Here is a 14,022-nt window from a genome sequence, read left to right on the forward strand (position 1 = left end):
TCAGGCCGCCCCGAACGCCGAGAACGCCCACCCGGTCGCCTGGTGCACCGCGTCGCCCGGCAGCGCCGCCCGCGCGTCGCGCAGCGCCTCGGCCAGCGAGAGCCCGGCGCCCAGGCCCTTGTGCAGGGCGAGCATCAGCGGCACCACCGCCGCGTCGTTGACCGGCGCGCTGCACGCCACCACCCCGGCCGTGCCGAGCGGCAGCAGGGCCGTGACCAGCCCGAGCAGCTCGTCCGCGCCGACGGACGCGAACCGGGCGGTGTCGCAGCAGGACAGGATGATCCGGTACGGGCTGCGGTCCAGGCGCTCGAAGTCATGGACGATCAGCGGCCCGTCCGCCATCCGCAGCGACGAGAACAGCGGGCTGTCCGCGCGGAACGTGCCGTGCGCCGCGATGTGCGCCAGCGCCGCCCCGTCCAGCTCCCGCAGCACCCGCGGCACCCGCGCCCCGTCCCCCTCCAGCACCACCGGCCGCCCGTCCCCGCCGGCGCCGCGGCCACTGCCGTACCCCTGCGCGAGCGGCGGCACCTCCGCGCCCCCGCTGGCCAGCCCCGGACCGCGCACCAGGACATGGCGGCCCCCGGGCGGCGGCGCGGTCCACCGGGCGCGCAGCCAACTGCTCGCCGACGGGGACACGCTGAGCACCCGGTCCCGCAGCGCGGGCAGCAGCGCCCAGGGCACCATGTGCAGCCGGGCCGGCGGCACCACGACCACCGGACCGGAGCCGAGCTGGGCCGCCGCCGGCCCGAACAGCAGCTCCTCCAGGCGCCGCCCCGCCGCCTCCACCAGCGGAAGCCGCGCCTCCGCGCCCGGGTGGGCCAGCCGCCGCAGCCCGGCCTGCACATGCGCGGCCTCCCGCTCCGCCTCCGCCAGCAGCCCGCCCTCGAACCGCCGCACCCGCCCCTGCCCGCACAGCAGCACCTGCACCCGCCCGTCGAGCACGGCCAGCTCCACCAGCCGTACGTCGTCGCCGAGCGCCGCCAGCAGCCGGCCGACGTCGAACCGGTCGCCGCCGCCGGGCGCCTCGCCCCGCATGTGCAGGGTCCGCGAGCGCACCTCCCGCTCCAGGCGCCGCTGCTCCCGCTCCAGCGCGGCGACCGGCCGCCCCTCCATCCGGGCGCTCTCCGCGCGGGCCGCGATGACCCGGAACGCGGTGAGGTCGCCGAGCAGCGCCGGATCGGCGGGCGGCCGGGTGGGCGGCGCGGCCAGCACCGTCGCCCGCCACCGCTCGCTCCACACCAGCAGCCGCCGCGGCCCGCCCGAGGCGAGCGACGCCTTCTGCGCCAGCGCCGCCAGCTCCGCGCCCTGCGCGGTGGCACGGGCCCGCAGCTCCGAGGCGCCCAGCGTCATCCGGTGGTCGTCCAGCACGTCCAGACCGCGCCGGCACGCCTCCAGCACGCCCCGCGTCGACCCGGCCGCCCGGGCCCGCAGCGCCTGCGCCGCCCAGCCGGTCATCCGGGCCAGCGGCGGCCCGTTGTGCCGGCTGCGGGCGGCCACCGACAGATGCCGCTCCGCGTCCGCCGTCCAGTCCAGGCTCAGCGCGATCCGCCCGGCCAGCAGCGACGCCTCCGGCGCGGCCGGCGCCCCGAACGAGGCCAGCTTCTCCGCCACCGCCGCCGCCTCCCCGACCAGCCGCCCCGAGGCCCGCCCGGTCGCCACCCGGGCCTCGATCAGCACCAGCCGGGCGTGCGTCTCGTACCAGGTGCGGCGCTGCGCCGCGAACAGCCGTACGGCGACCGCCGCGCGGGCTATCGCGGTCTGCGCGTCCCCCGCCGACTGCGCGGCCCGCGCCGCGACCAGCAGCAGTTCCGCCTTGCGGGTGGACTGCCCGCCGATGCGGTCCAGCACGGCGATCGCGGCGTCCGCCTCGGCCAGCGCCTCGGAGGCCAGCCCGGCCGCCATCAGGACCTCGCAGCGCCGGATGTTCAGCACGAACGTCGGCGTACCCAGCGCCGCGTACCGCACCTCGGCCTCGTCCAGCAGCTTCAGCGCGGCCGGGATGTCCCCGGACCGGAACGCGGCCAGCCCTCGGCTCTCCACCGCGTCGGCCTTGTCGTGCTCCTGGCCGGTGGTGTCCCACAGCGCCTCCGCCGCCGTGAAGTCGGCGTCCGCCCGGTCCACCGCGCCCAGCGCCAGATGGACGGTGGCCCGCAGGGTCAGCGCCCGCGCCGTCCAGATCGTGTCGTCGGCCTGCCGCAGCACGGGAATCGCCCGGCGCACGTCCTCCAGCGCCTCGCCGTGCCGGCCCAGCACCCACCAGACGTACGCCCGCCGGTACAGCACCCGCGCCCTGGTGTGCCCCATGCCCCGGCGCACGCCCCGCTCGAACGCGGCCAGCCCGTCCCGGGTGCGCCCCGCGTGCACCAGTGCGACCCCCAGGGTGGCCAGGACGTCCGCCTCCCGGTCGGCCGAGTCGGCGCCGGCCGCCAGGTCACGGGCGCGCCGCAGATGGTCCAGGGCCAGGCGGGTGTCGCCGAAGTCCCGCTGCCAGATGCCGATCACCTGGTGGGCGACCGAGGCGTGCAGCGGCGGCGGAGCGGCGCCGAGCACCTTCTCCGCCCTCGCCAGTGCCTCGTTCGGGGCGGCGAACACCATCGGCAGCAGTTCGAGAACCGAGTCGCTTCCCGCTGTCACCCCATGGATGGTAGTGCTCCGCAACCGCGCCCCACAGGTTCGTGTCTGTATCAATCGACGGCAAGCGGACTCTGATTGACGACCGCCGGCTCAGTAGGAGGATCCGCCATGGCGCCACCACAGCGATTCCGCGAGCAGTTCGACCAGATCCAGCGCTCGATGCCCGACGTCCCCCTGGCGATGGGCCCGGACGACTCCGCCGAGTTCTTCTACGAGAAGGGCGTCGTCCTGGCCCGCGACGGCGAGGAGGCCCGCCTCGTCGAGGACACGGTCCGCGAGCACTTCACCGCCGCCCCCGGCCTCACCGCCGAGCACGTGCGCCGGGCCGGCCCGGAGACCAACCGCACCGGCGTCACCCGCATCCAGGTCGGCGACCCCGCTCGGGGCGACCACAGAGGCGACCCGGCCGTGGCCAACGCGCTGCGCTCGCTGCGGGCGGCGGAGAGCCGCACGGGACGCAGACTGGTCAGCCGCAACCACGTCGTGCACATCGCGGTGAACGCCTGCCCCGGCGACGAGCCGGTGCCCGTGCCCCGCTCCGAGCAGCCCAACCCCGCCCCGGCCGGCACACCGTACGACCCGGAGACGGCGGTCGGCGTCCTGGTCGTCGACACCGGCCTGATGGCCGACCACCGCGACTGCCCGCTGCTGGCCCACACCCGCGGCGACGCCCAGATCCAGGAGTGCGACGAGGCCGGCGTGCTCCAGCAGTACGTCGGCCACGGCACGTTCATCGCCGGACTGCTCGCGGCCGTCGCGCCCAACACGGACATCACCGTGCGCAACACCCTCAACGACGCCGGGGCGATCCTGGAGTCCGAGTTCGGCGCCAAGCTGTTCGAGGCCGTGGACCAGGGCGGCTGGCCCGCCGTCCTCAGCCTCTCCGCCGGCACCTCCAACGGCCGCACCGACGGCCTGCTCGGCATCCAGGCGTTCATGGAGGAACTGCGCGACCAGGAGACCCTGCTGGTCGCCGCCGCCGGCAACAACGGCAGCGCCACCCCGTTCTGGCCCGCCGCCTACGCCGACCTGCCCGGCTGGGAGAGCGCGGTGCTGTCGGTCGGCGCGCTGCGCGGCGACGGCGAGTACGGCGCCTGCTTCACCAACCACGGCGCCTGGGTCAAGGCGTACGCCCCCGGTGAGCGCCTGGTCAGCGCCCTCACCGGATTCCGTACGCCGGTGCCGTACGTCTACCAGCACTCCACCTACGACACCTGCCGGTACGGCTTCGGCTACTCCTGCACCTGCCGGACGCCCCGGCACACCGGTGTGCTCAGCGAGCCGGGCGAGGTCCCCGGCAAGCCGGACCAGGTGATGTTCGAGGGGTACGCGCAGTGGAGCGGCACGTCCTTCGCCGCCCCCGTGGCGGCCGGCCTGGTCGCCGCCCACATGACCGCCCAGGGCGAGGCCGACCCGCGCAAGGCCCGCGCCCAGCTCCTCGCGGCCAACGCCGAGTACGCCGAGGTGCGCGGGGCGCACGTACCGGCGCTGCTGCCGCCCACGTGGCGCCCGGTGCCGGTCGATCCGCCGGACGAGGCCGCATGACGGGCGGAAGGGCCCCCTCCACGGCGTACGATGACGTGTCGTACACGAGGGGTGGAACCGTGGACCGTACAGATGTCGGCGCGCTCGTCCAGTCCGCCGCCGACGGTGACGCGGGGGCCTGGAAGGCGCTGGTGGAAGGGCTGGGCCCGCTGGTCTGGTCGGTGGTGCGCGCGCACGGGCTGTCCGACGCCGACGCGCACGAGGTGTACCAGACGGCCTGGTTCCGTTTCGCCCAGCACCTGGGCCGGCTGCGGGAGCCGGAGAAGGCCGGCTCCTGGCTGGCGAGCACCGCGCGGCACGAGTGCCTGAAGGTGTTCCGGGCCTCGCGCCGCTGGACCCCGACCGACGACCCGCAGGTGCTGGACCGGGTCAGCGAGGACCGCACGCCGGAGGAGTCGGTGCTCGACTCCGAGGAGGCCGCCGCGCAGAGCGAGCGGGTCCGCAGGCTGTGGCAGGAGTTCGAGGCGCTGGGCGAGCGGTGCCGGCAGTTGCTGCGCGTGCTGATCGCGTCGCCGCAGCCCAGTTACCAGGAGGTGTCGGCGGCGCTGGGCATCGCCGTGGGCAGCATCGGGCCGACGCGCCAGCGCTGCCTGCGCCGACTGCGGGCCCGGCTCGAATCACGGGGGGCGGTATGAACGAGCGGGGTACGCACGACGACGGCGGGTTCGAGGAGTCGCCGCTGGAGGAGGAGCTGCGCCGGGCGGCGGCCATCCTGGACCCGGTGCCGGCCGAGCTGAGCCGGCTCGCCGTCGAGGCGTTCGCGCTGCACGACCTGGACGCGCGCCTGGCCGAGCTGACCTTCGACTCGCTGATCGACGGCATCCCGGTACGGGGCGAGAGCGACCCGCCGCGGATGCTGACCTTCCACGCGGGCGAGGTGAGCCTCGACGTGGAGGTGAGCGCGCAGGGGCTGATCGGCCAGGTGCTGCCGCCGCAGCCGGCCCGGATCGAGGTGCTGAGCGGACCGGGGACCGCCCGTCCGCTCGCCGCGGACGACCTGGGCCGGTTCACCGCCGACGTGGCACCGGCCGGCCCGTTCGCGCTGCGCCTGCGGGCGGGCGGCGAGGTCGTCGTCACCGAGTGGCTGCGCGCCTGACCCGCGGGCGCCCGTCCCCGCGGCGGGCGCCCGCCGGTCAGTGCGAGACCGCGTCGACCAGCGCCGCCAGCGCCCCGGCCAGCCTGCCCAGACCGGGGCCGGCCGGGCCGCCCGGCTCCCTCATGTAGGTGTCCCGGCGGATCTCCACCATCAGCGCGCCGACCTCGGCCCGCCGGCCGTAGAACTCCAGCGGTACGTACGTCCCCGCGAACGGGCTGTCCAGGCCCGTCCCCCCGCACCCGGCGAACGCCTCCCGCGCGGCGGCGAGCAGTCCGGGCGAGGTGTGGAAGGCGTCGGTGCCCAGGCAGACCGGCGGGCGCGGGCCGTCGCCGTGCAGCTCGTACGGCAGCCGCTCGCCGGGGTAGGAGTGCACGTCGACGATCACCGCCCGGCCGGTGGCGGCGAGCCGGCCGGCGACCGCCTCGGTCATCGCCCGCGCGTACGGCCGGAAGTACCGCTCGATCAGCGGCTCCGGGTCGGTGTCCGCGGGCCGCAGCTCGGCACCGTGCGCGGTCCGGGTGTAGACCGCGCCCATGCCGACGGCCGTCATCTCCTCCCGTTCGTCCGGGAACCGCTCGGGGTCGACGACCAGCCGGGAGAGCCGGTTGACGAACCGCCAGGGCCGGGTCCCGGCGAGTCCGGCCGCCGCCTCGGCCAGTTCGGCGGTGTGCGCGTCGGTGAGGTGGTCCAGCTCCCGCTCCAGTTCCGCGTCGTCCAGCACGATGCCGGACCGCACGTCGGGCGGGATCCGCCGGGCGGAGTGCGGGACGTGCAGGATCACGGGGGAGTGCGGGGCGCCGGGCAGCAGCGCGAAGGAGGACGGGGCGTCGGTCATCGGCGGGGCCGCTCCGGTCGGTCGGGAAGACGGACACCCCGCCGCCTCCGCGCGGGAGGCCGACGGGGTGCCCGTGGGGTCGGCGGGGATCAGGCGAGGGAGGCCAGCGCCTCGTTCCAGGTCGCCGACGGGCGCATCACCCGCTCGGCCTTGGCCGGGTCGGGCTGGTAGTAGCCGCCGATGTCGGCCGGCTCGCCCTGTACGGCGTTCAGCTCCTCGACGATCTTCGCCTCGTCGGCGGCGAGCTTCTCCGCCAGCGGCGCGAAGGTCTTGGCCAGGTCGGCGTCCTCGGTCTGCCGCGCCAGCTCCTGCGCCCAGTACAGGGACAGGTAGAAGTGGCTGCCGCGGTTGTCGATGCCGCCGACCCGCCGGGTCGGGGACTTGTCCTCCTCCAGGAAGGTCGCGGTGGCGCGGTCGAGGGCGTCGGCGAGGACCTTGGCGCGGGTGTTGCCGGTGGCCTCGGCGTACTGCTCCAGGGACGGCACCAGGGCGAAGAACTCGCCCAGGGAGTCCCAGCGCAGGTAGTTCTCCTTGACCAACTGCTGGACGTGCTTGGGCGCGGAGCCGCCGGCGCCGGTCTCGAACAGGCCGCCGCCCGCCATCAGCGGGACCACCGAGAGCATCTTGGCGCTGGTGCCCAGCTCCAGGATGGGGAAGAGGTCGGTGAGGTAGTCGCGCAGCACGTTGCCGGTGACCGAGATGGTGTTCTCGCCGCGGCGGATGCGCTCCACCGACAGCTTGGTCGCCGCGACCGGGTCGAGGATCCGGATGTCCAGGCCCTCGGTGTCGTGCTCCGGCAGGTACTGCTTCACCTTGGCGATCAGGTTGGCGTCGTGGGCGCGGGTCTCGTCCAGCCAGAACACGGCCGGGTCGCCGGTGGCGCGGGCGCGGGTGACGGCCAGCTTGACCCAGTCCCGGATCGGGGCGTCCTTGGTCTGGCAGGCGCGGAAGATGTCACCGGCGGAGACGGTCTGCTCGATGAGGGCGGTGCCGTCGCCGTCGACCAGGCGGACGGTGCCGGTGACCGGGATCTCGAAGGTCTTGTCGTGGCTGCCGTACTCCTCGGCCTTCTGCGCCATCAGGCCCACGTTCGGCACCGAGCCCATGGTGGACGGGTCGTAGGCGCCGTTGGCCCGGCAGTCCTCGATGACGGCCTGGTACACGCCGGCGTAGGAGGAGTCCGGGATGACCGCGAGGGCGTCGTGCTCCTGCCCGTCCGGGCCCCACATGTGGCCGGAGGTGCGGATCATCGCCGGCATCGAGGCGTCGATGATGACGTCCGAGGGGACGTGCAGGTTGGTGATGCCCTTGTCGGAGTCGACCATCGCCAGCTCCGGGCCCTCGGCCAGCTCGGCGTCGAAGGACGCCTTGATCTCGGCGCCCTCGGGCAGCGACTCCAGGCCCTTGTAGATGCCGCCCAGGCCGTCGTTCGGGGTGAGCCCGGCCTTGGCGAGCGTCTCGCCGTACTGCGCGAACGTCTTCGGGAAGAAGGCGCGCACCACGTGACCGAAGATGATCGGGTCGGAGACCTTCATCATCGTGGCCTTCAGATGCACGGAGAACAGCACGCCCTCCTGCTTGGCGCGGGCGACCTGCGCGGTGAGGAACTCGCGCAGCGCGGCCACCCGCAGCACCGAGGCGTCGACGACCTCGCCCTGCTTGACCGGTACCGACTCGCGCAGCACGGTGGTGGAGCCGTCGTCGCCGACCAGCTCGATGCGCAGGGTGCCGTCCTCGGCGATGACCACGGACTTCTCGGTGGAGCGGAAGTCGTTCTCGCCCATGGTCGCGACATTGGTCTTGGACTCGGGGGTCCAGGCGCCCATGCGGTGCGGGTGGGCCTTGGCGTAGTTCTTCACCGAGGCCGGGGCGCGCCGGTCGGAGTTGCCCTCGCGCAGCACCGGGTTGACCGCGGAGCCCTTGACCTTGTCGTAGCGGGCGCGGATCTCGCGCTCCTCGTCGGTCTTCGGGTCGTCCGGGTAGTCCGGCAGCGCGTAGCCCTGGCCCTGCAGCTCGGCGACGGCGGCCTTGAGCTGGGGGATCGACGCCGAGATGTTCGGCAGCTTGATGATGTTGGCCGCGGGCGTCTTGGCCAGCTCGCCCAGCTCCGCCAGGGCGTCCGGGATGCGCTGGTCCTCGGTGAGGTACTCCGGGAACACGGCGATGATGCGCCCGGCCAGCGAGATGTCGCGGGTCTCCACCGCGACGCCCGCCTGCGCGGCGTAGGCCCGGATCACCGGCAGGAAGGAATACGTCGCCAGGGCCGGGGCCTCGTCAGTGTGCGTATAGATGATGGTCGAGTCAGTCACCGGGTGCTCCGCTCCACGTCTGCAACATTGCTCGACATCAAGATATCTCGTGATCGACCCTGACTCGACAGGGGCCGCCGGGAGATTCCGGACGGCCCCCGCCGGTTCGGGGTCCGGCTCAGTGCGCGGTGATCTCCTCGCCGCTGCGCTGGTGCGGGAAGACCACGGCGCCCTGCTGGAGGGCGACGGTCCGGGCCGGCGAGGGGATGCGGATGCCCTCCTCGCGGTAGCGCCGGTGCAGCTTCTTGATGAACTCGTGCTTGATCCGGTACTGGTCGCTGAACTCGCCCACGCCCAGGACCACCGTGAAGCCGATCCGGGAGTCGCCGAAGGTGTGGAAGCGGACGGCCGGCTCGTGCTCCGGGACGGCCCCGGTGATCTCCGTCATCACCTCGGTGACCACCTCGGCGGTCACCCGCTCCACCTGCTCCAGATCGCTGTCGTACGCCACCCCGACCTGGACCGTGATGGTCAGCCGCTGCTCGGGCCGCATGAAGTTGGTCATGTTGGTCTTGGCGAGCTGCCCGTTGGGGATCACGATCAGGTTGTTGGACAGGTCGCTGACGGTGGTCTGCCGCCAGTTGATGTCCTCCACATAGCCCTCCTCGCCGCTGCTGAGCCGGATGTAGTCACCGGGCTGCACGGTCTTGGAGGCGAGGATGTGGAGGCCCGCGAAGAGGTTGGCGAGGGTGTCCTGCAACGCCAGGGCGACCGCCAGACCGCCCACGCCCAGCGCGGTCAGCATCGGCGCGATGGAGATGCCGAGGGTCTGCAGCATCACCAGGAAGCCGATGGCCAGCACCAGGACCCGGGTGATGTTGACGAAGATCGTGGCCGATCCGGCGACCCCGGAGCGGGACGTCGTCACCGTCCGCACCAGGCCGGCCACGACCCGGGCCGCCGACACCGTCACCACGGCGATGAACAGCACCGTCAGCCCCTGGTTGACGTTGTGCTGCACCGTCCGGGTCAGCGGCAGCGCCGCCGCGGCGCCCGCCGCGCCGCTCAGCACGGCGGCCCACGGCACCACCGAGCGCAGCGCGTCCACGATCACGTCGTCGCCGCTCCAGCGGGTGCGGCCGGCGTGCTTGCCGAGCCAGCGCAGCAGCATCCGCGCCAGGAAGGCGCCGATCAGCCCGGCGGCCAGCGCGATGCCGGCGAACACCAGGTGGTCCACGGTGAGGTCACGGATCACCGGTCACCTCCGGGGACGGGAACGGCGGCGGAAGTGCCCGCCGACGGCCGGATGTGAAGTCTCGTCACGTCGTCACCTGCTCGATTCCGGGGGGACTTGCACGCCGCTCGACAGGCGTTCGGCACGCTGTTCGAGTGACGCGACCGCTCATCCTGCCGCATCCCGGCGGGCGGGCCGTACCGCGTCCGTCCTTCCGTGCCCCTGTAGCCCGTACGCCCGTATGTCCTCACGCCGGCCGGTCCGGTGCCGACGGGTCAGATCACCTTCAGGCGGACCAGCGCCCCCAGGGTCAGCGCGCCGGGCAGCAGCGGCAGCCAGACGGTGACGGTCCGGTAGGCCAGCACCACCGCCGTCGACAGCGCCGCCGGGCCGCCCGCCGCGACCAGGGCCACCACCAGCGCCGTCTCGACCGAGCCGAGGCCGCCCGGGGTCGGCACCAGCGCGACCGCGACCGTCGCCGCGAGGTACGCCACCGCCAGGTGCGCGGCCGGCACCGGCAGCGCCAGGGCCCGCCCCACCAGCACCAGCCCGGCCGCCTGCAGCGCCGGGAAGGCCAGCGCCCCGCCCCACAGGGCCAGCGCCCGGGCCGGACGGGCGTGCACCGAACGCGCCTCGCCGAGCGCCGTGCGCAGGAACGACACCAGAGCCACGCGCACCCGGGGGACCAGCGCCGGTACGCCCGCCGCCACCGCCAGCGCCGCCGCCCCGGCGAGCAGCAGCGGCCCGAGCGCCCCCTCGGGCAGCAGCGCCGCCGGGCGCAGCGCCCCGGGGAACGCGAGCAGCAGCCCGCCCAGCAGGGCGACCCGGCCGACGCTCTCGGCCAGCAGATACAGGGCGAGCGCCGCCGAGGAACGGGCCGGCGGCACCCCGCACACCGTCAGGAACCGCAGGTTGACCGCGCTCGCGCCCAGCCCGGTGGGCAGCAGGTGGTTGGCCGCGCCCGCCGCGAACTGGACGGCCAGCAGTTGCCGCCGGGGCAGCCGCCGCACCACCGCCCCCTGCCGGGTGCAGGCGGCGGCGACCCAGGTCAGACAGGTCACGCCGGCCGCGGCCAGCAGCCACGGCCAGCGGGCGCCGGCGAGGTGGCCGAACCCCTCGGTGAGCACCGACCGGTGCCGCACCGCCACCACGGCGACGAGCAGCGGCGGCAGCAGACAGAGCACCGGGCGGACCGGCACCCGGCGCCGGGACCGCCGCGGCGGGGCTCCGGCGGCGGGGGGAGCGTCGGGCAGACGTCGTACGGCTGTCGGGGCAGTCACGGCTTCCGTCACATCCCGGGAGCCTCCCCGCCCCGGCCCAACGGCGGGTGGCGGACGTGCGGACGGCGGCTTACGGGCGGACAGCGACCGGTCCTCGGCCGCACGGGCGTCGGCGGTCAGGCCCGGGGCGCCCGCCGGAGCCCGCGCAGCAGGAGGGCGATCAGCGGGCGGGGGTCGTAGCGGGGGTCGCTGTCCCGGCCGACGCAGAGGTTCCCGACGCCGCGCATCAGGTGGTACGGGTCCGTACCGGGTTCGATCTCGCCGGCCTCGGCCGCGGCGTCGAGCAGCCGCTCGGCGACCGGCAGCAGACGGTCGACGAAGTAGGTGTGCAGGGTCGCGAAGCCCTCGGCGTCCGGCATCAGCGCGTTGGCGAGGCCGTGCTTGGTGACCAGGAAGTCCACGAAGAGGTCGATCCACTGCCGCAGCGCGGCGTACGGCGAGCCGGCCTCGGCGAGCAGCCGGGGGCCGGCCTCCGCGCACGCCTCCACCTGGTGGCGGTAGACGGCGACGACGAGATCGGCCCGGGTGGGGAAGTGGCGGTAGATGGTGCCCATGCCGACGCCCGCGCGGGCCGCGATCTCCCGGATCGGCGCGTCGACCCCCGAGACGGCGAACACCTCGGCGGCGGCGGTCAGCAGCTTGCGCTGGTTGCGCTGCGCGTCGGCCCGCTTGCTCCGGCCCGGCGGCCGGCCGCCGGCCTCGTCCGCGGTCACCACCGCGTTCTCCTTCCGGTCGGGGGCGCCCCGGGTAACAGGAGCGATGTTCCGCTTACAGCTTAGCCCAGACGGGCCCGGCCCCCGCTCTGCCCGCTTGCTCGCCCCCGGTGGTACCTACTTTGACATAGGTATCGAGTCATACGTACATTGTCGGGTATGCCCGAGCACACCGCGTCCGCGCAGGACATCGACCACGTGGCCGCCCGCCTCGGGTCGTCCCTGCCGTCGCTCGCCCGGGCCCTGGAGCGGCAGGTGTCGCGGCACTACCCGCACCCCAAGCCGCCCGAGGCGCAGTTGGCGCTGCTGCGGCACGTCGAGGAACACGACGGCGTGACCGTTCGTGCCGCCGCCGAGGCCCTGCTGATGAAGCCGAACAACGTCAGCGCGCTGGTCACCCAGTTGACCGAGCAGGGTCTCCTCCAGCGCCGACCGGACCCGTCCGACAAGCGGGTCGCGCACCTGCACCTCACGCCGGCCTCCCGGCAGGCGCTCACCGAGGTCGAGGGCCTGATCAGCGCCCACCTCAGCCGGGCGCTGCGCGCCCTGACCGACGGTGAGCTGGACGCCCTCGGCTCCGCCCTGGGCGCGCTCGACTCACTCGACCGGCACCTGAGCCCCCGCCGCTGACCCCGCGCGCCGGTCCCTGCCCGGACCGGTGCGCGCGGTGGCGGGCCGGCGCGTCCGCCGCGCCCCGGCCACCGGTTTCTCCTCTGCCTCGCGCACGGGCCCCTCCGTCCCGTCCGCGTTCCGTACCCACACCCGTGAAGGACAGGCACCGTCATGCCCTCCGCTCCCGCCCACTCCGCCGCCCCGCCGCGGCAGGACCCGCCCCAGGACCGGCCGGCCGGCCGGCGCGGCAACCCCTGGCTCACCCTGGTCGCCGTCGCCTTCGGCCTGTTCATGGTCGGCTTGGACGGCTCGGTCGTCTCCATCGCCAACCCGGAGATCGGCCGCGACCTGAACGCCTCCACCGCCGACCTGCAGTGGGTCACCAACGCCTATCTGCTGGCCCTCGCCGCCGCCCTGATCCTCGGCGGCAAGCTCGGCGACCGCTTCGGCCGCCGCACCTTCTACCTGATCGGCGTCGCCGGCTTCACCCTGGCCTCCGTCGCCATCGGCCTGTCCGGCTCCATCGAGGGCGTCATCGCCTTCCGCGCCGTCCAGGGCTTCTTCGGCGCGCTGCTGATGCCCAACACCCTCGGCATGCTGCGGGCCGTCTTCCCGCCGAAGAAGTTCGGCATGGCGGTCGGCATCTGGGCCATGGTCTCCTCCGTCTCCACCGCCCTCGGGCCCATCGTCGGCGGGCTGCTCGTCCAGCACGTCGACTGGGAGTCCGTCTTCTACATCAACGCCCCCATCGGCGTCATCGCGATCCTGTTCAGCGCCCTGGTCCTGCCGCAGAGCAAGAACGGCGCCGCCAAGGACGAGAAGTTCGACATCCCCGGCGTCGTCCTGCTCGCCCTCGGGCTGCTCGCCGTCGTCTTCGGCGTGGTCAAGGGCGAGACCTGGGGCTGGACCTCCGGCGGCACCCTCGGCGCCATCGCGGCCGGCGTGGTGATCCTGCTGGTCTTCGGCTACTACGAGACCCGGGTGGCCGCCCCGCTGCTGCCGATGCGCCTGTTCCGCAACCCGGCGCTGACCATCGGCACGGTCATCACCGCGCTGAACTTCTTCGTCCTGCTCGGCGTGATCTTCTTCGTCATGCTCTACCTGCAGAACGTGCGCGGCTTCACCCCCGTCGAGGCCGGTGTGCGCACCCTGCCGCTCAGCCTCGCCTCGGTCGTCGCCTCCCCGCTGGGCGCGGCGCTCACCGACCGGTTCGGGCCCCGGCTGACCATGCCGCTCGGCATGGTCCTCCAGGCCGCCGCCTGCTTCACCATGCTCACCTGGAGCGCCGACTCCTCGTACGCCACGATGTGGCCGCCGTTCATCGCGCTCGGCCTCGGCGTCGGCATGGTGATGTCGTCCTCCTCGGACGCCATCGTCGGCAACGCCCCGGTCAGGGACGGCGGGGTCGCGGGCGGCCTGCAGGCGACCGCTCTGCAGATCGGCGGCGCGCTCGGCACCTCCGTGCTGGTGTCGCTGATCAGCAGCCGCGTCGGCACCACCCTCACCGGCGAGCTGACCTCCGCCGGGGTGCCGGCGACGGCGGCCACGGGGCTGGCGGAGGCGAAGGACGCGGTGGCGATGGGTGTCGCGCCGGTCTCCGACTCCATGCCGGCCCAGCTCAAGGCGGCCGTCGCCGACGGCAGCCACCAGGCGTTCATGAACGGCGTCCACACCTCCGTCCTGGTCGCCGGCGTGCTCTGCGTGCTGGGCGCGGTGGTGGCCGCGGCGGGCGTGCGCCGCAGGGCCGTCTGACCCGCTCCCCGATCCGGCCCACTCCCCGAGAAGCGGCCCGCCGGCCTGACCGGCGGCCCGCTTCCGGCTTCC

Annotated in this window: 11 protein-coding genes; 5 read left to right on the top strand and 6 right to left on the bottom strand. The window is 74.4% G+C overall.

Annotation, left to right across the window (positions count from 1 at the left end):
* Nucleotides 1–2,595, bottom strand: a complete 2,595-nt coding sequence (locus tag IE316_RS17595; RefSeq protein WP_190205423.1) for a CHAT domain-containing protein — start codon at nt 2,593–2,595, stop codon at nt 1–3.
* 147 nt (nt 2,596–2,742) lie between these two features.
* Here IE316_RS17595 and IE316_RS17600 point away from each other — a divergent pair, with 147 nt between their 5' ends.
* Genes IE316_RS17600 through IE316_RS17610 form a run of 3 tightly spaced genes read left to right on the top strand, consistent with a single transcriptional unit; the run spans nt 2,743 to nt 5,275 of the window.
* The gene (locus IE316_RS17600) at nt 2,743–4,179 is read left to right on the top strand and encodes a S8/S53 family peptidase (RefSeq protein WP_190205307.1); all 1,437 of its coding nucleotides are present in this window, start codon (nt 2,743–2,745) and stop codon (nt 4,177–4,179) included.
* The gene (locus IE316_RS17605; RefSeq protein WP_190205308.1) at nt 4,176–4,814 is read left to right on the top strand and encodes an RNA polymerase sigma factor; all 639 of its coding nucleotides are present in this window, start codon (nt 4,176–4,178) and stop codon (nt 4,812–4,814) included. The genes IE316_RS17600 and IE316_RS17605 overlap by 4 nt, the downstream gene beginning before the upstream one ends.
* Nucleotides 4,811–5,275 (top strand): hypothetical protein, encoded by a 465-nt coding sequence (locus tag IE316_RS17610; RefSeq protein WP_190205309.1) that lies wholly within the window; start codon nt 4,811–4,813, stop codon nt 5,273–5,275. The genes IE316_RS17605 and IE316_RS17610 overlap by 4 nt, the downstream gene beginning before the upstream one ends.
* Before the next feature lie 37 nt (nt 5,276–5,312).
* On the opposite strand, the gene IE316_RS17615 is transcribed toward IE316_RS17610, so the two are convergent.
* The 5 genes from IE316_RS17615 to IE316_RS17635 all read right to left on the bottom strand — a co-directional run bounded on the left by IE316_RS17615 (nt 5,313) and on the right by IE316_RS17635 (nt 11,589).
* Nucleotides 5,313–6,110, bottom strand: a complete 798-nt coding sequence (locus IE316_RS17615; protein ID WP_190205310.1) for an N-formylglutamate amidohydrolase — start codon at nt 6,108–6,110, stop codon at nt 5,313–5,315.
* Nucleotides 6,111–6,199: 89 nt separating this feature from the next.
* Nucleotides 6,200–8,419: an NADP-dependent isocitrate dehydrogenase gene (locus tag IE316_RS17620; RefSeq protein ID WP_190205311.1), complete on the bottom strand. Its 2,220-nt coding sequence runs from the start codon at nt 8,417–8,419 to the stop codon at nt 6,200–6,202.
* Between the two features lie 118 nt (nt 8,420–8,537).
* Nucleotides 8,538–9,614: a mechanosensitive ion channel family protein gene (locus tag IE316_RS17625; protein WP_190205312.1), complete on the bottom strand. Its 1,077-nt coding sequence runs from the start codon at nt 9,612–9,614 to the stop codon at nt 8,538–8,540.
* A gap of 254 nt (nt 9,615–9,868) precedes the next feature.
* A complete protein-coding gene (locus tag IE316_RS17630; RefSeq protein WP_190205424.1) occupies nt 9,869–10,768 on the bottom strand; it encodes a lysylphosphatidylglycerol synthase transmembrane domain-containing protein in 900 nt (299 codons plus the stop codon).
* A gap of 221 nt (nt 10,769–10,989) precedes the next feature.
* Nucleotides 10,990–11,589, bottom strand: coding sequence for a TetR/AcrR family transcriptional regulator (locus tag IE316_RS17635; protein WP_190205313.1), 600 nt, complete (start codon nt 11,587–11,589; stop codon nt 10,990–10,992).
* A gap of 156 nt (nt 11,590–11,745) precedes the next feature.
* On the opposite strand from IE316_RS17635, the gene IE316_RS17640 reads away from it, so the two are divergent.
* Both IE316_RS17640 and IE316_RS17645 read left to right on the top strand, forming a co-directional pair.
* The gene (locus IE316_RS17640) at nt 11,746–12,216 is read left to right on the top strand and encodes a MarR family winged helix-turn-helix transcriptional regulator (protein ID WP_190205314.1); all 471 of its coding nucleotides are present in this window, start codon (nt 11,746–11,748) and stop codon (nt 12,214–12,216) included.
* A gap of 153 nt (nt 12,217–12,369) precedes the next feature.
* The gene (locus IE316_RS17645) at nt 12,370–13,950 is read left to right on the top strand and encodes an MFS transporter (RefSeq protein ID WP_190205315.1); all 1,581 of its coding nucleotides are present in this window, start codon (nt 12,370–12,372) and stop codon (nt 13,948–13,950) included.
* Nucleotides 13,951–14,022 lie beyond the last annotated feature (72 nt).

Origin of the sequence: Streptomyces fumanus (assembly GCF_014655295.1) — a bacterium.
GTDB lineage: Bacteria > Actinomycetota > Actinomycetes > Streptomycetales > Streptomycetaceae > Streptomyces > Streptomyces fumanus.

Bases quoted from the DNA above. Each gene is read 5' to 3' on its own strand.
- IE316_RS17595 (WP_190205423.1), bottom strand. From the start codon at position 2,595: ATGGTGTTCGCCGCCCCGAACGAGGCACTGGCGAGGGCGGAGAAGGTG.
- IE316_RS17600 (WP_190205307.1), top strand. From the start codon at position 2,743: ATGGCGCCACCACAGCGATTCCGCGAGCAGTTCGACCAGATCCAGCGC.
- IE316_RS17605 (WP_190205308.1), top strand. From the start codon at position 4,176: ATGACGGGCGGAAGGGCCCCCTCCACGGCGTACGATGACGTGTCGTAC.
- IE316_RS17610 (WP_190205309.1), top strand. From the start codon at position 4,811: ATGAACGAGCGGGGTACGCACGACGACGGCGGGTTCGAGGAGTCGCCG.
- IE316_RS17615 (WP_190205310.1), bottom strand. From the start codon at position 6,110: ATGACCGACGCCCCGTCCTCCTTCGCGCTGCTGCCCGGCGCCCCGCAC.
- IE316_RS17640 (WP_190205314.1), top strand. From the start codon at position 11,746: ATGCCCGAGCACACCGCGTCCGCGCAGGACATCGACCACGTGGCCGCC.
- IE316_RS17645 (WP_190205315.1), top strand. From the start codon at position 12,370: ATGCCCTCCGCTCCCGCCCACTCCGCCGCCCCGCCGCGGCAGGACCCG.